Annotated in this window: 18 protein-coding genes; 13 read left to right on the forward strand and 5 right to left on the reverse strand. The window is 53.9% G+C overall.

The genetic code is table 11. The features are described from left to right. Positions 1-128 precede the first annotated feature (128 nt). From M1D70_RS06710 to M1D70_RS06735, 6 genes are all read left to right on the forward strand, one after another. Positions 129-257 carry a hypothetical protein gene (locus M1D70_RS06710; protein WP_009591659.1) on the forward strand — a complete coding sequence of 43 codons (129 nt, stop codon included), beginning with the start codon at positions 129-131 and terminating at the stop codon, positions 255-257. Beyond that, the gene (locus M1D70_RS06715; RefSeq protein ID WP_456289492.1) at positions 257-2,245 is read left to right on the forward strand and encodes a methyl-accepting chemotaxis protein; all 1,989 of its coding nucleotides are present in this window, start codon (positions 257-259) and stop codon (positions 2,243-2,245) included. Before M1D70_RS06710 ends, M1D70_RS06715 begins: the two co-directional genes overlap by 1 nt. Positions 2,246-2,402: 157 nt before the next feature. Next, positions 2,403-3,320 (forward strand): AraC family transcriptional regulator, encoded by a 918-nt coding sequence (locus tag M1D70_RS06720; protein WP_375120680.1) that lies wholly within the window; start codon positions 2,403-2,405, stop codon positions 3,318-3,320. A gap of 107 nt (positions 3,321-3,427) precedes the next feature. Next, the gene (gene melA, locus M1D70_RS06725; protein ID WP_456289493.1) at positions 3,428-4,927 is read left to right on the forward strand and encodes an alpha-galactosidase; all 1,500 of its coding nucleotides are present in this window, start codon (positions 3,428-3,430) and stop codon (positions 4,925-4,927) included. 273 nt (positions 4,928-5,200) lie between these two features. Further along, positions 5,201-6,319, forward strand: coding sequence for an alanine dehydrogenase (gene ald / locus M1D70_RS06730; RefSeq protein WP_009591645.1), 1,119 nt, complete (start codon positions 5,201-5,203; stop codon positions 6,317-6,319). 185 nt (positions 6,320-6,504) lie between these two features. Continuing rightward, positions 6,505-9,111, forward strand: coding sequence for a TPM domain-containing protein (locus M1D70_RS06735; RefSeq protein ID WP_456289494.1), 2,607 nt, complete (start codon positions 6,505-6,507; stop codon positions 9,109-9,111). A 16-nt stretch (positions 9,112-9,127) separates the two neighbouring features. On the opposite strand, the gene M1D70_RS06740 is transcribed toward M1D70_RS06735, so the two are convergent. Beyond that, the gene (locus tag M1D70_RS06740; protein WP_213580491.1) at positions 9,128-9,688 is read right to left on the reverse strand and encodes a DUF1273 domain-containing protein; all 561 of its coding nucleotides are present in this window, start codon (positions 9,686-9,688) and stop codon (positions 9,128-9,130) included. 125 nt (positions 9,689-9,813) lie between these two features. Between M1D70_RS06740 and M1D70_RS06745 the strand changes: the two genes are divergently transcribed. Next, positions 9,814-10,692: a DUF6612 family protein gene (locus tag M1D70_RS06745; protein WP_456289495.1), complete on the forward strand. Its 879-nt coding sequence runs from the start codon at positions 9,814-9,816 to the stop codon at positions 10,690-10,692. 235 nt (positions 10,693-10,927) lie between these two features. On the opposite strand, the gene M1D70_RS06750 is transcribed toward M1D70_RS06745, so the two are convergent. Beyond that, entirely contained in the window at positions 10,928-11,896 is a 969-nt protein-coding gene (locus tag M1D70_RS06750; RefSeq protein ID WP_456289496.1) for a DUF4871 domain-containing protein, read from the reverse strand. After that, a complete protein-coding gene (locus M1D70_RS06755) occupies positions 11,893-12,411 on the reverse strand; it encodes an RNA polymerase sigma factor (RefSeq protein WP_456289497.1) in 519 nt (172 codons plus the stop codon). The genes M1D70_RS06750 and M1D70_RS06755 overlap by 4 nt, the downstream gene beginning before the upstream one ends. Before the next feature lie 154 nt (positions 12,412-12,565). Between M1D70_RS06755 and M1D70_RS06760 the strand changes: the two genes are divergently transcribed. Together M1D70_RS06760 and M1D70_RS06765 are read left to right on the forward strand one after the other, a co-directional pair. Then, entirely contained in the window at positions 12,566-13,069 is a 504-nt protein-coding gene (locus M1D70_RS06760) for a hypothetical protein (protein ID WP_456289498.1), read from the forward strand. A 41-nt stretch (positions 13,070-13,110) separates the two neighbouring features. Next, on the forward strand, positions 13,111-13,626 hold the full coding sequence (locus M1D70_RS06765) for a mismatch-specific DNA-glycosylase (protein ID WP_456289499.1): 516 nt from the start codon (positions 13,111-13,113) through the stop codon (positions 13,624-13,626). A gap of 215 nt (positions 13,627-13,841) precedes the next feature. Here M1D70_RS06765 and M1D70_RS06770 read toward each other — a convergent pair whose 3' ends face one another. Together M1D70_RS06770 and M1D70_RS06775 are read right to left on the reverse strand one after the other, a co-directional pair. Continuing rightward, complete coding sequence (locus M1D70_RS06770; protein WP_009591617.1) at positions 13,842-14,699, reverse strand: 1,4-dihydroxy-6-naphthoate synthase; 858 nt, start codon at positions 14,697-14,699, stop codon at positions 13,842-13,844. Next, the gene (locus tag M1D70_RS06775; protein ID WP_009591579.1) at positions 14,696-15,406 is read right to left on the reverse strand and encodes a futalosine hydrolase; all 711 of its coding nucleotides are present in this window, start codon (positions 15,404-15,406) and stop codon (positions 14,696-14,698) included. The genes M1D70_RS06770 and M1D70_RS06775 overlap by 4 nt, the downstream gene beginning before the upstream one ends. Before the next feature lie 189 nt (positions 15,407-15,595). Between M1D70_RS06775 and M1D70_RS06780 the strand changes: the two genes are divergently transcribed. From M1D70_RS06780 to M1D70_RS06795, 4 genes are all read left to right on the forward strand, one after another. Further along, positions 15,596-16,186, forward strand: coding sequence for a TetR/AcrR family transcriptional regulator (locus M1D70_RS06780; protein ID WP_340964633.1), 591 nt, complete (start codon positions 15,596-15,598; stop codon positions 16,184-16,186). Between the two features lie 244 nt (positions 16,187-16,430). Then, a complete protein-coding gene (locus tag M1D70_RS06785) occupies positions 16,431-17,438 on the forward strand; it encodes a substrate-binding domain-containing protein (protein WP_009591655.1) in 1,008 nt (335 codons plus the stop codon). Next, positions 17,419-19,362 carry a cache domain-containing sensor histidine kinase gene (locus tag M1D70_RS06790; RefSeq protein WP_456289500.1) on the forward strand — a complete coding sequence of 648 codons (1,944 nt, stop codon included), beginning with the start codon at positions 17,419-17,421 and terminating at the stop codon, positions 19,360-19,362. The genes M1D70_RS06785 and M1D70_RS06790 overlap by 20 nt, the downstream gene beginning before the upstream one ends. Then, positions 19,359-20,579, forward strand: a complete 1,221-nt coding sequence (locus M1D70_RS06795) for a response regulator (protein ID WP_009591734.1) — start codon at positions 19,359-19,361, stop codon at positions 20,577-20,579. Before M1D70_RS06790 ends, M1D70_RS06795 begins: the two co-directional genes overlap by 4 nt. Positions 20,580-20,778: the final 199 nt, after the last annotated feature.

Below are 20,778 nucleotides of genomic sequence, written 5' to 3' on the forward strand. Positions count from 1 at the left end.
CAAAGGCATCCCGCAAAATTCTTGCGTGAGCACGCAAGAGAATTTCGGTTACGAACGGTAAGCAAGTGTATATGCTTATGTTACTGGATGGATATAGTCTGTAAGTAGGAAGGGTGGTAACTCGCGGCATGACAAAGGACCTATTTGAATATGGCGTCGATGATCTCTTGTCACGGGAAGAGATTGAGGAAGTTTTGGCGCAGCTTGAAGAAGAGTGGAATGATTTAACAGCCGGAAGAAGCGAGGGTGACTCATAATGAAACGATGGAAATCTTTGTTTGCGATGAAACTTCAAAGTCGCATGCTGCTTATTATTTTGGGAGCAATCACAATATTTTTAGGCAGCATGATGACCTATATCAGCATGACGACAACGGAAGAAGCTCTCGATTCGGCCAAGACGCTTGCAGTGACAACGAGTGAGAAGATCGGCGCGCTGGTTCAGGCCGAGCTTGACGATGTCATGAACTCTGCACGTACTTTGGCCGTAAGCTTCGTTGGCATGAAAGAGACCGACACAACGAATCGTCAAGCCGTTAATGAAATATTGAGAAGAAACCTGGAGGATAATCCGTCCTGGAAAGGAATCTGGACGTTATGGGAGCCGGATGCTTTTGACGGCCGGGATAACGATTACCGAAACAAACTCGGCAGCGATCATTCGGGACGCATGATGTCCTACTGGGCAAGGACGGAAGCAGGTCTGGAGCGTTCGATTATAGAGGATTACGAGCAGGAAGGGGAAGGCGACTTCTATCTTCTGGCGAAGAACAGCGGCAAAGAGATCATTATGGATCCGTACGAGTTCAAAGTAGGCAACGAGGATGTCATGATGACGTCGCTCGTCGTGCCGATTATCGATAACGGCAAGACCGTCGGCGTAGTGGGCGTCGATATATCCCTCGCACATCTGCAAAGCGTCATGGAGCAATTCCGATTATTTGATACGGGGTATGCGCATATTTATTCGAATACCGGCGTGATCGTAACGTCGCCGGAGGACGGATTGATGGGACAGAAGCTGGAAGAAGCCTATCCTGGCAAGACGGTTCCTCTCATACTGGATGCCATTCGGGAAGGGGATGTCTATACCGAGGAAGACACCGCTCTGTACAAGCTGTATACGCCGATTAAGACCGGATTGACCGAAACGCCATGGTCGGCTGCCATCATTATCCCGATGGACGAGATTACGGCGAATTCGGATGCCTTGATCATCTCCATCATAGCGGCAGGCGTGATCACCTTGGCAGCCTTGGCGGCCATCGTAATCCTGTTAACGAGATCCATCGTGAAACCGCTGGGCGTTTCTGTAGCGATCGGCGAATCCATGTCCAAGGGAGATTTCACGAAGGAGGTTCCCGCGGATTATCTTCGCAGGGCGGATGAAATCGGAACGCTGTCCCGGGTATTCGCTCAACTGCTGGAGAGTATGAGGGAAATGATAGGCAAAGTGAATATGAATGCATCCTCGGTTGCCGCCGCTTCGCAGCAGCTGTCGGCCGGTGCCGAGGAGCTTGCGGTGGGCAGCAGCAGCCAAGCTGAATCCGTGCAAACGGTCAGCGAATTGTTTCAGGAATGGTCCAATGCCATCAATTCCGTTGCAAGCGATGCATCGGCAGCGTCCGAGCTCGTGAACCAGACTTCCGGGATTGCAGCGGAAGGCAGCGGAATCGTCCAGCAGTCGGTGGAAGGCATGAATCGGATACGCGAGCATGTTGCCAAGCTAGAGACAGACTCCCAGCGGATCGGCGAAATCATCGAGGTAATCGACGATATCGCCAAGCAGACCAATCTGCTTGCGCTCAACGCCACGATCGAGGCTGCACGCGCAGGGGATCAAGGGAGAGGGTTCGCCGTGGTGGCGGATGAGGTGCGCAAACTTGCCGAACGAAGCGGAGGAGCCACGAAGCAGATTGCCGACATTATCAAAGGCATGCAGAAGAATACGGCCGATAGCGTGGAGGCGGTGCATCAGGGCGTCATCCATACGGAAAAAGCCGGCGAAGCCTTTTCTCATATTACAAACATGGTGAATGAGTCGGCAGGCAAAGTCATGGATATTGCCGCCGCCAGCGAGGAGCAGGCGGCCCAGGCTGTAGAGGTGGCGACGGCGATTGAGACGATCTCTTCTTCCACGGAGGAAACGGCGGCTACAAGCGAGGAATCGGCTGCAACGGCACAATCGCTTGCCGAGCTTGCCGAAGAGTTGAACCATACCGTCTCCGCTTTCAAAATCTCGTAGCACCACTGCCATAATGATGATAAGCTTGGCCTAAGGGCCAGGCTTTTTTATATGCGCGTAGCCGTGGTCACCGAGTTCTGTAAGTTTATGGCGTCGATGGGCGTTTACTATAAACCGAATGCTGTTCTGCTTATGACAAAGGGGAGGAGGAGTGGTTGTGAACGGCAGCTTGTTTCAGCAAATGCTGGAAGAGGGGGATTATGTCCCGCGCTTTTATGCCTATTATTATAAACAGTGGATGAATTATGAAATGCCCTACCATCAGCATGATTCAACCGAAATCATGTATATGATTTCCGGAGTATGCCGGATTGACGTGAAGGCAGGCGATACGGAGAAGAGCGTCATTTTGAAGAAAGGAGAATTCATGGTGCTGGATGCCGGTGTTCCGCATCGGTTAATCGTGGATCAGGCCGCCTCATGCCGAATGCTGAACGTGGAATTCGGTTTTATGGAAAGTGAAGGGAAGGCGCCATCTTTAAGGCATATCGTCGGAGAAGAAGAAGAGGTATCTTTTCTCTTAAAGCGGCCGTTCCGCTATTTGGTGCTGGCTGATCAGGAGGAGGTATATCCGGTGCTGAAAAGCCTTGTGCTTGAGCTCGATCAGAGAGGTACCGACGGCAGGATGATGACGCATGCGCTGTTTATACAGCTGCTGGTATGCATCGCCCGTTTGTATGAAGAAAGAGAACGCAGCGACATGCAGCAGAGCGACTTCTATATTAAACGCAGCGTCGATTATTTGCATCAGAACTATGACCGCCAGATTCAGGTGAAGGACGTAGCTGCGGAAGTGAATCTGCATCCCGGCTATTTGCACCGGGTATTCCGTAGAGGGACAGGCAGGACGATAACCGAGTACCTGACAACGATCCGAATGGAAAAGGCCAAGATGCTGCTGGAGCAGACGGATATCCCCATCCATGAAATATCGGATTATGTGGGTGTGGGCAGCAGGCAATATTTTCATATGTTATTCAAGAAGTATACAGGCAGCACGCCGGTGGAATATCGTCTTCGGAAAGACCGGAATGCCTGGAACTACGGTGAAGACGATGTCGAAGATAAGAAGTGAGGATTTTTGACTCCGAAGGGTCCAAGAGGTCATGATTTTGATAACGCTTACCGCCCCTCCATTGCTACAATGGGTACAATCTAATTAGTAGCTTAGGAGAGGATAAAATGTCATTTAAGGTTGCTTTTATCGGAGCGGGAAGCATCGGCTTTACCCGGGGGATTCTGCGCGATTTGCTGACCGTACCGGAGTTCCGTGATATCGAGGTCGCTTTCACCGACATCAGCCGGCATAACCTGGAGATGGTCTCGGAATTATGTCAGCGGGACATTAATGAGAACGGGCTGTCGATTGCGATCCAGTCCACCACGGATCGAAGGCAGGCACTGCAGGATGCCAAATACGTCATTTGCACCATCCGCGTGGGCGGTCTGGAGGCATTCCGCACGGATGTGGACATTCCGCTAAAATACGGCATCGATCAGTGCGTGGGCGACACGCTCTGCGCAGGAGGCATCATGTACGGCCAGCGGGGAATCCCCGAGATGCTGAACATCTGCCGGGATATTCGCGAGGTGTGCGCGCCCGATGTCCTGCTGCTGAATTACTCGAATCCGATGGCCATGCTGACATGGGCATGCAATCAGTATGGAGGCGTACGGACGGTGGGTTTATGCCATGGCGTGCAGCATGGGCACCACCAGATTGCCGAGGTTTACGGTTTAAAGAAACAGGACGTCGATATTGTCTGTGCCGGAATCAATCATCAGACTTGGTATATTCAAGCTTCGCATCAAGGCAAGGACTTGACGGCCGGGCTGCTGGAGGCGTTCGAGCGCCATCCAGAATACAGCAGGACGGAGAAGGTCCGCATCGATATGCTCCGTCGTTTCGGATATTACAGCACCGAATCCAACGGCCATCTAAGCGAATACGTGCCTTGGTACCGCAAACGGCCGGAGGAAATTACGGAGTGGATTGATCTCAGCAGCTGGATCAACGGAGAGACGGGCGGGTATTTGCGAGTCTGCACCGAGGGGCGCAACTGGTTCGAGACCGATTTCCCGAACTGGATGAAGGATCCGGCAATGGAATTCAAGCCGGAGCACCGGGGAGAGGAGCACGGCTCCTACATCATTGAAGGCTTGGAGACCGGCAGGGTATACCGGGGACACTTTAATGTTGTGAATGAAGGCATTATCGCTAACCTGCCGGAGGATGCCGTCATCGAGGCACCGGGATACGTTGACCGCAACGGCATTTCCATGCCGCTTGTCGGGAATTTGCCTCTTGGCCCGGCTGCCGTATGCAGCGTAAGCATATCCGTTCAACGGCTGGCGGTTGAAGCGGCGGTTCATGGAGATGACAAGCTGCTTCGGCAGGCGTTTATGATGGATCCGCTGATCGGGGCGGTATGCAATCCGAAGGAAATCTGGCAGCTGGTCGATGAAATGCTGGTAGCCGGTGAAGCATGGCTTCCTCAGTATTCGGCTTCGATCGCCGAGGCGAAGGAACGCCTGGCGGCCGGCAATCTGATCCCGACCCGCTCGTATGAAGGAGCAGCCAGACTCAAGGTGAAAACGGTGGAGGAGATGCAGCTCGATCGGGAGAAAGCGAATAAAAACGCAGGTGAATCCGATAAAGGGAAAGATCGCGAAAAAGTGTAAGCTGATTGCACATCAGCGAAGGCAAGTCTTACATGTATACGCAAGTATGGTATCACTTCTGGCAGAGGATGGTATAACGGACAAAAATCCGTTATAATCCGTCTGCCGGGAGTGATTTTTTTTATGTCGTTCTTCTTGTCCCGGCATATACTACGGATATATAGATAAAAATTCGGATGGACAATCCCTGACCTTAGACAGGTACACAGTTTGGGTAAAAATGGGTACAATGCAATTAGATAGGCAAAGCTGACCACGAAGGAGGCCATGGGAATGATTATTGGGGTTCCCAAAGAAATCAAAAATAACGAAAACCGCGTAGGCATGACGCCGGGTACCGTTATCAGTTTCAGGAATGCCGGGCATGAAGTGCTTGTACAATCCGGAGCCGGTCTGGGGATCGGTTTTACCGATGAAGATTATGAGGCGGCCGGAGCCAAAGTGGTTGCAACGGCTGCGGAGGCTTGGAAAGCCGAGATGGTGGTGAAGGTAAAGGAACCCCTGCAGGAGGAATATGACTACTTCCAGGAGGAAATGATTCTATACACTTACCTGCACCTGGCCCCCGAACCGGAGCTGACCAAAGCGCTGGTGGACCGTAAGGTGAGCGCCGTTGCTTATGAAACGATACAGCTGGCGGATGGCAGCTTGCCGCTGCTGACCCCGATGAGCGAAGTGGCGGGAAGAATGTCCATTCAGATCGGGGCGCATTTCCTGGAGAAGGCGCATGGCGGCAAAGGCGTGCTGCTAAGCGGCGTCCCGGGGGTTGCACCTGGTAAGGTCGCCGTCATCGGAGGCGGCATCGTCGGCACCAATGCGGCACGAATTGCGCTGGGACTCGGTGCGGACGTCAGCATTCTTGATATTAATCCCGTCCGGCTTCGTCAGCTGGATGATCTCTTTCAAGGGCGGGTCAAAACGATCATGTCCGATCCGTATCATATTGCGGAAACGGTTAAGGCTGCCGATCTCGTCGTGGGTGCGGTGTTGATTCCCGGCGCCCGGGCTCCGCGCCTCGTCACGGAAGAGATGGTGAAAGAGATGAGCCCGGGATCGGTCATCGTGGACGTGGCGATAGATCAAGGAGGCTCGATCGAGACGATCGACCGGATCACCACCCATGATCATCCGACCTATGAAAAGTTTGGCGTCATCCACTATGCCGTTGCCAATATGCCGGGCGCCGTAGCCCGTACCTCCACCATGGCATTGACCAATGTAACGGCACCCTACGGGTTGAAAATAGCAAGCAAAGGAATCCGCTCTGCCGCCCGCCATGACAAGGCGCTGGCCAAGGGCATCAATGTCATCGGAGGCAAAGTGACCTATGGAGCCGTGGCGGCAGCTCATGGTTATGCGCATACCAGCATTGACGACTATCTGCTGGCATAGAGAAAACATGAAAAGAGCCATTTTTCAAAAATTTGACACGATACCAAGGTTTATTGCGTAAACCTTGGGGACGACCGATTTAGACGGACGTGGGCAAAGTTGAAAGATGGCTTTTTATGTTGGCTTGGATATCCGATATATACAGAAAGTTCATTTGTTTGTAGGAATGGGGGAGAAGGCTTGAAATGAAACGTATGCGATGGTTGATTGTCATGCTGGTTCTGATCATAGGGACCGGCACATCGGTATGGGCCGCGGGTATTCCGTCCAAACAAGGGCTGGTGCGAGATACGGCCGGCTTGTTTGATTCGTCGCAGCGGCAGTATTTGAGTAAAATCGCCAAAGGGGAGCAGATCCATGTCTTTGTATTGACGGTTCCGGGTTTGGATGGTCAAAGTCCGACGGATTACGCCAATGCAGCGTACGATGCCTGGAATTTGGACACGGCGGATGTTTTGCTGCTGATTTCTTCGGGAGACCGGAGCGTGGAATTCAATTTTAACAATCCGCGGCTGCAGCAAGCCATCGACGAATGGAGCAGGAATAAGGGGAAGGGTACCGGCAGTTCCGCCATAACCGCCATGCTGGACGCTTATTTCATACCGCATGCGAAGGAGGGAAGTTTCTCGAAGGCCAGCGCGAGCATGATCCACCAGGTCCATCGCCTGGCAGCTCTGCCTGCCGGTGAAGTTCCCGTTCAGGGAGATGATCGTAAGGCCGAAGCGGTATCACCGACACCCGAGAACAAGGGGAATGTCAAAACCACGGATGAAACAACCCGGTCAACGTCCACGGCAGATACTGCCGCTCCTCTGAAGATCGAGCTTCCGAAGCTCCCATGGATTGAAATGGTTGCTGGGGGATTGGGAATCACGCTGATCTTTATGTTGATCAGGGGTTATCTTAAAAAGCGCAAACTGTCCATGATTTCGGAGCAGTTCGCTGAATTGCTGGTCAAATGCAACGCAAGTCTCGAGAAGGTAGGCGCCTATCAGGGGATTGCTCAAGGCAGGACAGGCAGAGCGGTGCAGGAAATCGCAGATCGTTTGTCCGAGTTTATGGTGGCTGCCGCAGAGAGTAAAACCGAGCTGCAGGAGACCCGGATTTTCATCCTGCGTTATGCTTCCATGGATGAAGCCATCCAGCGGTTTTCGAAAATCGCCGATCGGCTGGAGCATGGGATCAAGGCCGAAGATAACCGGATTACCGTCATCGAGCATGCCGATAAAACGGCGAAAGGGAGAACCACGGAGCTGCACGCGGATTACACGGTGCTTAAGCAAACCCTTGACCGGACAGCAGCCGATACGGGATATCCCTTCCCGATCTTGTACCAGGAGCTTGAAGGGCTGGAACAAGATATTCAGCGCGCCGTCGAGCTCCAGCTGTTTGACCCGCTGGAGGCGCAGGAGGTTCTAAAGGCAGCCGAGCAGAAGCACTCCATGAGCAAGAGCAACATCGAAGACGTGGCTGTTTATGTTAAGGAAGCTCATGAATTTTCGGATCAGTCGGCGGCGATTCGCGCCGAGATTGTTAAGATCATAGAGACCCACCAGTTGTATCGGATCAAGGTCCGGCCTTTCGAGCGGCTGGATGATGCAAGGGAGCAGATGAACCAACTGGAAAATTATCTCCGACAAGGGAATATGGGTGAAGTTCGCAAGTCTTCGGAACGTGCGCACGCTATGCTGAAAGAGGCGCTGGGCATGACCAGACGGCAGGCGGAGCTGAGAAGGCAGAATCGAAACGATCTGGATCGGTTGTATGGGCAAATACAACAATTTCATAACGAAAGCTCCGTGCTGCAATCGATGCTGAATCATTGCAGAAGCCAGTATGTGCCGAGGCATTGGCAAAGCTGGGAGCAGGCCTTGGCGAAGGAATCGCAGGAGGTCCGCATGGCGGACGGTAAACTTCCGGAGGCCGAACGCTTGACGCACGACGAGGTGCAGGAGTTCGAAGAGGCGAGCGAGATCATCGAGGACGAATCGATGACGATGGCCCGCGTGCTGCAATGGGTACGGGAAATGAAGGAAACGCTTGAAGGCCTGGATGATCGGCTCCAGGCTGTACGCCATGAATTGGCGGCGGCTCAAGAAGTGTTTGTCAGTCAGCAGAAGACCCTGCAGATTCATAACGTAGTCACGAGCAACCACTCGCTTCTGTTAGGGCTGCCTGATTCATTTTGGAGAAATGTACAGACCGTGGGCGATGCGCTCTCATCCCCGTTGTATGACCTGGATTATCTGGAGAGCGCAGCGAGGAGCTGTACCCAGGAGGCCGAGCATTTTGCCTATGGGGTTCAAGACATTGTACGTCAGAAGGAGGAAGCCGAACGATTATCCGTGCAGGTCGAGCAGCGTTTCAAACAAGTTTCGCGGAGGGCCAGCAGGGGATTCAAGAAAAATTACAAGTCTTATCGGCTCCGGGTCGAGCAGTTGTTTGAGCAGGGGATGTATGCGGAAGCCTCGCATGAACTGTTGAATATCGCGGAATATATCGATCGGGTAGAGAGGGAGATTCGCCATCAGGAAATGCTGGAGCAGCAGCGCAGGGCGGCCCAGCAGCTCCAAAGAGCAGCCGATCAAGCGAGAAGAGCCGCGGCGGACGCCCGCAAAGCGGCAGCGCAGAGCAGCAGCCGGTCATCGGGCTCCAACTGGGGAAGCTCCTCCGGTTCCTCGCATTCCTCGCATTCCTCGGGCGGTTCCGGCTGGGGGGATTCGCCATCCGGAAATTCGTCCGGCGGATCAAGCTGGGACAATAACAATTCCTCCGGCGGATCGAAATGGTAACCGGAGGGCAGCCGACCTAGTAATCATCCTGCGACATGCTCTCTTCGTCGGCAACCGCCTGGATTTCCTCGGAACCGATGCTGATGAAGCGGTAGCCGTCCGCGGCCTGCTTCTTCAGCGCGCGTTCTTTGATGAACCTGGGGCTGGCTTCGCCGCCGTCTTCGTCATACACGAGCAGAATGCCATCGGTTTTGCGGAGGAGCAAATCGTCTCTGGCCGTGAACTGCCATGGCCCCTGGTAGGGACTCTTGCTGACCGGCGCATAGAAGTCTACCCCCTTCATGACTTCCTGAAAATAAGCTTTTTTATCATCGTTCCATTGTTCTTCGGGATTCTGGTACGCCGTCAAAATGGAGCATTTCAGGTGAGGGTAATGGGACTTTAGTTCTATTGCCGCCTCAATGGCCCACAGGTCCACGCCGTATTGGCCGGGGGTGATTACCCACTGGAGGCCTTCCTCCAGAAGCGGAACCAGACGATTGGCGATCGCTTTGCGTATATAAGGAATGCCTTGATGTTTGTTATTGTAAATACCGAGCTCATGGGCTCGATATCCGGTAATCAGAATGTTTTCCAATCGAGCACGCCTCCTGAACAGAATTAGGTCTAGTGTACCTTTTTCGGAAATTTTGATCAACGGATGTTACAAATCGTATAGAATGGGTAAGTAATCCGGAATACATATTTTAGGAGGAAATTCGATTGAAGAAGTGGACGGCAATATTACTAGGGGCAATTTTGGTTATGAGCATGACGGCATGCGGCAAAGACAACAAAGCAGCAGATGATGCCGCAACACCGCCTGCAGCGGAACAAGGGACGACGACTCCGGCAGAGACGCCGCCGGCTAAAGAAGAGCCGAAGGAGGAGGCTTTGCCGACCGCTGACGAGCTTCTTCAAAAATCGGCCGAAGCTTCGAAAAACTTGAAGAGCTTTGCCATGAAAGCCGATGTCAAGCAGCACATCGTTGTTGAAGGCGCAGAGAAACAGGAGCAAAACGTTGATATGTCGCTCGATTCGGAGCTTACGCTAGAGCCGGTGGAGATGATGCAGAACGTCGTGATGGATTCGCCGGAAGGCAAGGTCGAGATGAAGCAGTATATAACGGAAGACGGCATCTACATGCTCATGGATGGTCAATGGATGCAGGTTCCGAAGGAATCGGAGCAAGAGATCCGCGACAGCCTGGATCCGAGCAGTGCGAGTCCTGAGCAGCAGGTAGAGCAATTCAAGACCCTCGCTAAGGACTTCAAAGTAACGGAGGACGGAGACGCATACGTCCTGACGGCGGATGTCTCCGGCGACAATCTGAAGGAGCTTGCCAAGTCTATGATGAGCCAAGCGGGCAACGATCCGCAGATGGAAGCCATGATGGACCAAATGGATATCAAGAGCATTCATATTACTTATGGCGTGCAGAAGGAATCTTACCTGCCTGTAACAACGGATTTGGACATGGTGATGGCAATGGAAGCCGAGGGTCAGAAGGTATCCTTGGATATGAAAATGAAGAGCGCCTACTCCAAGCATAACGAAATCAGCAAGATCGAAGTGCCGAAGGAAGCATTGGAAGCGAAATAATGCGTATTGGCTGATGGAACAAGAGGAATATGAACCGTCATATTCCTCTTGAAAAAGGCTGCCCCGGTTCTCCGTAGATGTTCTACGGACCGGGGCAGCCTTATTTAATGGAATCCGTTTCATTTCAACGGCAGGGTCAAGGCAGCGGCTTCCTCCATGATTGCACGAGGAGGCTTGCCATGAGGCATGCTTGTGTTAACGGTCCGCGGCTCATGTATCTTGCGGCTTCCCCAATTCAAGGTTTAGCAACTTCGACAATGACGCTGCCGAACAATTGACCGTCGATCGAGACCGTAATGCGCCAAAGTCCAGGCGAAGGAAGTAACATCGTTGTCGGCAATGAGGCATCGGCACCATTATGAGGATAAGGAGCGACGCGAGATTTAAATACATCGATGATTTCGGACGAATTTTGTTTCACGGCGGTGATGACCAGCTCCCCCGTTAATTCTTCGTCAAGCCCCCAGAAATGCCACATGTATTTGTTCGGCTTGCCAGCGATAAGGCCTGAGTGTATAAAGCCCAATCGTCCTTCGACGCCGGTCATGGCATAACTGCCGGACACGAAGCTCGGGCTCGGCTCCCAGCTGCCATCCGGAACATCGATAACGATATCGCCATATTTTTCGTTGTCCACCATCACGTCGAAACGCCATAAACCGGAAAGCGGCAGAGCGAAGCGGGAAGAAACTCGCGTCAAGTCATTGTAAGCCATATCGGAGGTAATCTCTGTCTCGGCAAGCTCCTCGATGGTAGTTCCCGTATCCCGGTGAACGGCGGATATGCTGATCGTTTTCCCTTCAAGCTCTTGGATCGGGGTTAATAAATTCCACCAGGCTCCGGCCGGAGAGCCCGCTGCAGTTTCCCCGCCCGGAAAAACCTGAAGCTTATCCACGCCATCCACCGTGTATACGCTGCGGGGAGTCCACTTGGCAGCGTATCCCCAGCCCTGGATGGGGATCATCCGTTGAAGCGCAGGGGACTCGCGCCATCCCCACGCCGCCGCTATGAGAAGCAGCGCCAATACGCCCGCGGTCATGCTGATAAGACGCGCTGGAGCTCTTCGTCGTTTAAGGCTTAAGGAGCCGTTTGCGGCGCTCTGCGATACATCGGATTTCATCTTCGCGGTGAACATCGGCTCGTTGAACGGAGGGGAAGCAAGCTCCTGCATCCAATCCGGCTGCGGCTCTTGTTCGGTTTTCATGGGATATCCGCTCCTTTCAACATCGTTTCCATCCGGGCGCGCGCCCGGTGCAGTCTGGACTTGATCGTTCCTTCGGATAGGCCGAGCAGCTGGGCCATATCTTTTCGCGGCAGCTGATAGTGGAATTCCAGAATCAGCACTTCCCGGTATTTGGGCGGCAACTCCATCACGCATTTCCAGATCTGCGAAACGGCCGCGGCATCCATGAACTCTTTTTCCGCGGAAGGCTCGGTCTGCTTGGAGGTGATCCAGCCGGTTAAAGACACCCTTGTCATGAAGGAGGATTTGAGATAGTTCAGGGAAAGATTGCGGGTGATGGTTAACAGCCACGTTCTGACCGAGCTTCGGCCCTCAAAATCATTCCAGTGCTTATAAGCCCTAAGGAACACGTCCTGACTGATATCGTCCGCCGCATCTTTGCGTTTCGTTAAGAAGAACGCATAGTTCCACACGTCCTGGCCGAAGGACTCCATCCAGCCGCTCAGCAGCGTGCTTGGATCATTCACGGCTACCATAGATTTAAGGGTCTCCAATAGCATCACCTCGAATATTAGACAATCGAAACATGGATCGGTTCCCGAATTTCCCGCAAAAATTTGAAACAATTTAACCTGCAAATCGTTGTATGAATAACAGGGATGCAGGAAATCGAGGAAGGGGAGCAGGGGCATGCATTTGTATTTTAAGGATAACTTTTTTAGCTCGGGGATGACAGATATTATGGATAGGGAAGGCCGTGTAATAGGAAGCTTGGACTTGAAGAGTGTTTTCGGCTCCTCGCTGGACGTGTATAACGCCGGGGGAGAGACCGTATGCAGCGGCTCGTTCCGATTCTTCTCGAACAAATGGAATATCACGGGCGGCAATGGGGAAGAACTGGGTCTGCTGCGCATGCGGATGAGTTTCTTTACGAAAAAATTCGAATACGATGCGGGGGCGCGTGGCGTGTATGAGATCACTTCGCCTGCCTTTTCCAATGAATATGAAATAACGGATGAGGCCGGAAGGGGCATCGCCCAATTTTCCCGCATTAGCGGCTGGCTCCAAGCCGGAGCCTATCAGCTGCAGAATGAGAGCGATGTTCTCGATGACTGGGAGCTCGTTGCCGTCGTGATGGGGATTCACCAAATACGCAAACGCAACAATAGCGCTGCCGCATCGAGCTCTCATTAAACTTAAGGGAACCCAGATTAGATGATGAGGAGGAATCAAGCATGGACGAAGTCAGCGATCATCTGGATTATGGATTAACCCTTGTATTTATCGGCTTTAACCCGAGTCTGCGATCGGGCGAAGTGGGGCACCATTACGCAAACCCGCGCAACAATTTTTGGAGGATACTGCATAAGTCCGGTTTGACTCCACGCTTATATGAAGCCGCAGAGGACGGGGAACTGCTTAAACTGGGTTATGGATTCACCAATATTGTAGCCAGGCCCACCCGAGGCGCGGAAGACATTACCCGCGAAGAGTATAGGCTCGGAAGAGAGACGCTGCGGAAGAAGCTGGAGGAATACAGACCGGAGGTTGCCTGTTTTGTCGGCAAGGGCGTGTATACTGAATACAGCGGCAAGGCCAAGGCGGACTGGGGAATCCAGCCGGACTCCGTCGTAGACGGCGTCCATGAGTTTGTAGCTCCATCGTCCAGCGGGCTGGTGAGGATGCCCATGGATGAAATTATCGGAATTTACAGGCAGCTGCATGATTGGATATCGAGGAACAAGTTCTGACTTGGAAAGTTCGGATGAACGATTCGCAGGCAGGAAAAAGAGGAACGCCAAAAGAGAAGCCGGACACGGTTGGTCGGGCTCATGGGCGTTCCTCTATTTTTAGAGAAATACAGTATTGACTTCGGAGGAAGCCTCCTCCTACTTTCCCAAGAAAAACTTCGGCTGCATGCAGTCGGTCTTTCGAGAGAATACGTCGTTACACGGTTATCATCCGGCTATTCCGGACGTTTCAGCAGCGCGGGATCGATCCGCGGCACGAGCCCTTCATCGGCTGCGCGGTTCAGCAGGGCGGAAATTGCTGCATAGCCGTCTTCGCCCAGCTCCGCGGTAAATGGATTGACATATAAGTCAATGTGGGCATCGGCGACGTCCGGGTCCATTTCCTGTGCGTGCCGGAGGACATAATCCCGGGATTCCCCGGGATGTTCCCAGGCGTATTCGACCGAGGAGCGGATCCAGCTCGAGATGCTGGCCAGATCCAGCGACCTGCGGGCCACGATGGCTCCCAGCGGGATCGGCAGATTCGTATCGGATTCCCACCAGCTGCCGAGATCGGTCATCAGCTTCAATCCGTAGGACGGGTAAGTGAATCGCGCTTCGTGAATGACCAGCCCGGCATCGATGGCACCGTCGCGGACAGCCGGCATGATCTGGTCAAACGGCATCACCACGATTTCGCCGAGTCCTCCGGGTACGTTTTGGGCGGCCCACAGGCGAAACAACAGATAAGCCGTGGAGCGCTCGCTCGGAACGGCTACCCGCCGGCCGGACAACGCAGCCGGACTGTCCGGGGTCTTTCCGTCCGTCAGCTTGTCCGCCGTCAGAACGAGAGGCCCGCAACCGCGGCCGAGCGCTCCCCCGCAGGGCAGCAGGGCGTATTCATCCAGCACCCAGGGCAGCGCGGCATAGGATATTTTCAAGATGTCATGTTCCCGATCCTCGGCCGCCCAATGATTGGTGATATCGATATCCGCATAGGATACATCAAGCTCGGGAGCACCGGGAATAAGACCGTGAACCCAGGCATGAAAGACAAATGTGTCGTTGGGGCAAGGGGAAAAAGCGATTTTCATCGTAGCACCTCCGGTAGTAATGAACTTGCTGTCTCAAGCGCCTGCAGCGCCTCCTTGATCTTCCATGCGCCGCGGTCCCGCGGACCGACCTGATTGGATATGGTACGGATCTCAAGCACGGGTACCCCGGCTGCAGCGGCAGCGGTGGCTACGCCGAACCCTTCCATCGCTTCGGCGCAGGCGTTCGGCACTCGGCGGAGAAGGCTGGCGGCCGTCACTGCCGTTCCCGTCGCGGTGGATACGGTCAGCACGGGACCAAGGGTCACGGCGGCGCCGGCATCCTCCAAGGCCTCGACAAGCTTGCCGGCAGCGGCAGCATCGACCGGAATCCGATCCGTTCCGAAGCCGAGCTCCTGAACGCTGGTGAAGCCGTCTTCGGTTTCGGATCCAAGATCCGCCGCAAGGATGAGGTCCGCAATGACGATGGAGCCAACCTCAGCCTGACCGGCAAAACCTCCGGCGATGCCTGCGCTGACAACGAAATCGTAGGAGGCTTGCATCAGCCGGCGGGCAGTGGCGGCAGCCGTGGCCGCCGGACCGACTCCGCCCGCGATAACCTCGAATCCGGACGCATTCTTTAGCCCGCGCAACACGGCATCTTTTTCGGCATCAACCGCCGTGATGATAAGCACGCGTTTGGAGGAATGCGGGGCCGAGCTATATGACTCGATTGTATCTACCGAGTTGGATTGGGTATGTTCCTGCATGTGATTAATCTCCTTTTTGGCTGAAACGTTAAGCAACTTATCCCTTTTACGTTATAACGTTCCGGGGGCGATGTAAAGTCTTCGGTCCAGGCGGGACTCTTTATGTGTAGCAGCAACTTTCCGATATAGAGTATAATGAAGGGTAACTAGCATACATACATCATGGGTAGATTCGGAGGTTGGATAGCTTTGCGGAAGAAGGGTGCGAACGGACAAGAAAGCCGGGCAAGACTACTGATTGTTGCCGCCAATGAATTTGCGAAGTCAGGATACCATCAGACCAAGATCAGCACCATCGTTTCCCGGGCAGGATTGACGCAGCCGTCATTCTATTTGTATTTTGAGAGCAAAGAGGCGATTTTCAGGGAACTGATGGAGAAATTTCGTTCGGAGCTTAAAGGCCTGATCGAGGGAAGCCGGTTGGAGAGCGGAATCGATGAGGCTCATGTGACCGGGCGTTTGCTTGGCGTGCTTACGGGATTGTTCACGTTTCTTGGCAAGGACCCGGATTTGACGCAAATCGGTTTTTTCATCGGGGATGATTCCGCCATCGTAAAGGCTGAAATGGCAGCCATGATCGAGCAAAATCTGAAGGGAGAGCAGCAGGACGGGTACTTTGATCGTGATTCCGACATGCACATCGTTGCGGAGTGCCTGGTCGGCGTCATCGAAAGGCTGACCTCCCAGCAGCTGCTGACAGGCAAGCGGACTCCTGAGGATCTTGCGCGTCACGTGGTGAGTTTATTTATGCACGGCATTAGCATCTATCCGGCTAAGTGAGCAGTACGGGCAACCCAAACCTCGTTCATGCAGGAACGAAATGCATATGCTTGAAATCATAGAAACAGGCTGTGAACATGGTTAAGGGGAACCTGGAACAGCCTGTTTTTTGCTGTTGTACGCTGCCAAATTCTAGCAAGCGTTTGATCTTTTTCGGAGAATTGCAGTATATTCATTATACGATATGTAACCGGTTGCAACTGGTGGATGGCAAACGAAGGATCAAGAATCGGGGGACTCATTCATGAAGAAGATGATGCTGGTGTACGGCGCCCTTATATTGGCTTTTCTCACCTATGTGTTCATGTACAGGCTGGAAGACAAGCGCTCCTCGGCCTGGGAGGAAGGCGGGCTGCACGGCAGCATGGGCGAGAATTACGTCATGGTCACATTTCAATCCGGGATGGAATATTGGAAAAATATATTGAAGGGCTTCGAGGATGGAGGGGATGCGCTCGGCGTAACCGTCGATTATCGCGGGTCCACGCAATATGACGTGGAGGAACAGATTACCGTTCTGGAGCAGGTCATCGCGAAGCGTCCGGCCGGCATCGCCTTGTCGGCCATCGATTCGAAGGCGCTGACGTCTACGATCAACAAGGCCGTGGATGCCGGGATTCCGGTCGTCCTGTTCGATGCGGATGCACCTGACAGCAAGGCGTATTCTTTTCTTGCAACCAATAATTACAACGCAGGGGTTGCGGCCGCGGACAAGATGGCGCAGCTTCTCGGCAGGGAAGGGGAAATCGGAATTGTGACCCAGCCCGGGCAGCAGAACCATGACGACCGCTCGGAAGGCTTCCGGGACACGTTGGCGCAGAGATATCCTTCCATGTCCGTGGTGGAGGTCAGGGAAGGGAAAGGGGACACTCTAGTAGCCAAAGAGGCTGCCGCGGATATGCTGGGCAAGCACCCGGATCTCAAGGGGATTTTCGTGACGGAGGCCAGCGGCGGAATGGGCGTGGCGGATGCCGTTATCGGCGCGGGTAAGGCGGGCCGGGTGACCATCATTGGATTCGATACGAACAAAGGGACGCTGGACCGGATTTCCGACGGAACCATCGCGGCAACGATCGCTCAGGGGACGTGGAATATGGGCTACTGGTCCCTGCAGTATTTATTTCACCTGCATCACGGACTTACCGTACCGGCCCCGACGCTCGGCAATGATGTATCCCCGCTTCCCGTGAGGGTGGACACCGGGATCTCGATTGTGACCCGAGAGAATGTGAATGATTATTATGCGAAATAGCAGAGTGGAATCCTGGCGCGAGGGCTTTTCGCATTGGCTGCGGTTCGGGGATTTGCCGCTGAGGTACAAGCTGGTCATCCTGTTCCTCATGGTTGGAATCCTTCCCTCCATCGCCCTTGGCGTTCTTGTCAATTGGACGGTAAACCGCATTGTGGACCAGCAGGTAACCTCGAATACCATTCAACTGATCGGAAAGGTCAACCAAACCTTGGACAGTGATATGGAGAATCTTCAGAACATTACGTATTTGATCGGCTTCGATCCTCGCACGGAACGGTTTCTGCAAGGGGACATTCAAGGCGATAAGCCTGCGGCAGGAGCCGATATTCCTGCGGGAACCTACATCCCGCAAACGTCCTTGGTCAAGCAGGATAATGAGGAGAATTACGAGATTAAGCGGTACCTTCAAGGCTTCACGACGCTGTATCCGGAAATCGCCTCCATTCTTCTGGTCAATCGCGAAGGAGCCTATATCAGTAACGAAATGTATGCACGAAGTCCGGCGAGTTTGACGGAGGAAGAATGGTACCGCGAGGCTGCTTTAAACGAAGGGATCTTTACCGTACTCGGCCATCCGGCAGACCGTAACGTCACCACCCATGTTCATTACGGCAACGAGGAGCTGGTGTCGGTCGTACGCTCGTTTGTGGATCCGGATACGAGGGAAGTGACCGGCGCGGTATTGATCGATTTGAAGCTGCGGGCGGTCGCTAGGACGGTCCGGGATGTGACGCTCGGAAAAAGCGGTTATTTGATGGTGGCAGAGGCTGGCGGCTCCAGCATTTATACCCCGGAGGATTCCATCATTCCGTCCATTCCGCCTTCGTGGTTTCCCGAAGAGGACAGCGGCGCTTTGATTCGCGAGGTGAACGGGGAACGGCTGCAACTGATATACGGCACCTCCTCCTTTACCGGCTGGCGGACGATCGGCGTATTTCCAACCAGCGAATCGGTCTATGAGGTGCGGGAGATTCGTTTTTATATGATCTGTTTCTTGTTTGTGGTGTGCTTGTTTGGGGTAACGGCGTCTTACACGCTTTCGCAGTCCATATCCAGGCCGATCTGGCAGCTTATGTCCTTCATGCAAAAAGCCGAATCCGGGGATTTGACGATCCGCTACTGGGGAAACCGGCAGGATGAGGTGGGCATGCTTGGCCGCAGCTTTAACCGCATGCTCCAGCAGATCCGCAAGCTGATGAAGCTGAGCGAGCTGCGGGAGAGGCAGAAGCGCGAGGCGGAGCTGCGCAGCCTGCAGGCGCATATTAAGCCGCATTTTCTGTACAACACGCTGGATACGATTCATTGGATGGCTCGCAAGAAAGGGGCGGACGATGTATCGGATCTGGTAGAGTCCTTATCGCGGCTGTTTCGGGTCGGGCTCAGCAAAGGCGATGATATCATTCCCATGTCCGACGAATGGACGCATATCAGCAGTTACCTGCAAATCCAGAAGACGCGTTACCGCGACAGGCTGCAGGTTGAGATGGAGATTTCGCCTGAAGCCGAGAGACTGTACGTCCTGAAGCTGATTCTCCAGCCGATGGTAGAGAACGCGATATATCACGGAATTAAGGCCCGAAGAGGCCCGGGGCGAATCTGGATCCAAGCGGATGTTGAGGAAAATGTGCTGGTGCTTGCCGTACGGGACGACGGAGCAGGAATGCCGAAGGAACGGCTGGAGGCGCTTCGCAGGCAGCTTGCCGATCCGGTAACGGCCATGGAGGCGACCCCGGTAGAAGGGCCGGGAGGAAGCCGCAGCTACGGTATGCTGAATGTGCAGGCCCGTATCAAGCTAACGTTCGGGGAGACGTACGGAATCACGATTGACAGTATAGAGAACGAGGGAACCACGGTACGGATTACGCATCCGCTGCTGCATGCCGTTCCTTCGTCCTCCGATCATGATGGGAGAGACTCACGATGAAGAAAGCGTATCAAGTCTTGATTGCCGACGATGAGCCGATTATCCGCGAAGGGATTCGGGATGCGGTCGACTGGGGGGCACTCGGCATGGAAGTGGCTGCCGAAGCGGAGGATGGCGAGGAAGCGCTGGAGCTTGCGCTCAGCCAGCCGATTGACATTATGCTGGTCGATATGAATATGCCGTTCCTGGACGGCATCGGGCTCATGAAGCGAATGAAGGAAGAACGCCCCGCATGCCGGTTCGTCATTATTACCGGCCATGACGAATTTGCTTATGCGCAGGAAGCGATCCGGCTTGGCGTTAAGGATTATATATTGAAACCGGTAAATGCGGAGCACCTGATCCAGGTGCTCGGGAGCGTTCGGGATGAGCTGAACGACCATCAAATCCAGGAAAGCTACCTGAAGAAGGCGTCGGAGCAAATCGAGAAGAACATTCCGCTGCTGCGGGAACGGTTCTGCCTCGAATGGATGCATGGCCTGCTGGATGAGGAGGAGGCGATCGAGCAGCTGGAGTTCCTGGGACTGCCGCCTTGCCGTCCCACCCGGATCGGCATTGCCAGATGGCCGGAGATGACGGCTCCGCAGCCGTTGATGAAGGAAAGCGACCGCCAGCTGTATCTGTTCGCGATGGAAAATATAATCGCCGAGCTGTTTCATCCCGCACCCTGCGTTTTGTTCCGGGACCATACCGGCTGGATCGGCATTTGCTGCTGGGGAGAAGCGGATATAGAGATTGCGGCCGATGCCGAGCAGTTGATCCAGAAGTACTTGAAGCTGGCCGTGAATGTACATCTGGAGCCGGTTTCGGAAGGGGCGGACGGCGGCGCGGTTGCGGCCGCCTACGAGGCTTGCCGGGAAGGGGTATTCAAGGAGGCGCAGCTGTCTCCGCTGGTACGGCGTGCCCGGCAGCTCATCCAGGAACAGTATGCCGTTCGGGAGCTGACGCTGGAATCTTTCGCCCAGGCCCTGCAGGTATCGCCGGTCTATCTGAGCCGGACGCTAAAGAAAGAGCTGGGCACGTCCTTTATCACGCTCATGACCCAGACGAGGATTCAGAAAGCGATCCAGCTGCTCAACGCCACCGAGCTGAGCATCCTGGACATCGCGGAGAGGGTGGGGTATGACAGCCAGCATTATTTCAGCACGGCCTTTAAGAAGGTGATGGGGGTGTCGCCGAACCGGTACCGCAAAGGGGCGGCGGTTCTGGAAGAATAGACGATACGAAGAGCGGAGCCCACGGTAGGTAGCGATAAGAAGCGGTGATTGCGTTCCATGGCAATCCCCGCTTTTTTTCTTGCAATCCGAGGGGACTCATCCGAGATAAATTTTTTGTCGAATCGTTAACGTTTGTTAATTATTATTGACATCCTTTTTTGCTAGAATGCGGTCAGGACCGTGGAATCATGGACAACAT

The organism is Paenibacillus sp. AK002 (genome assembly GCF_053903045.1).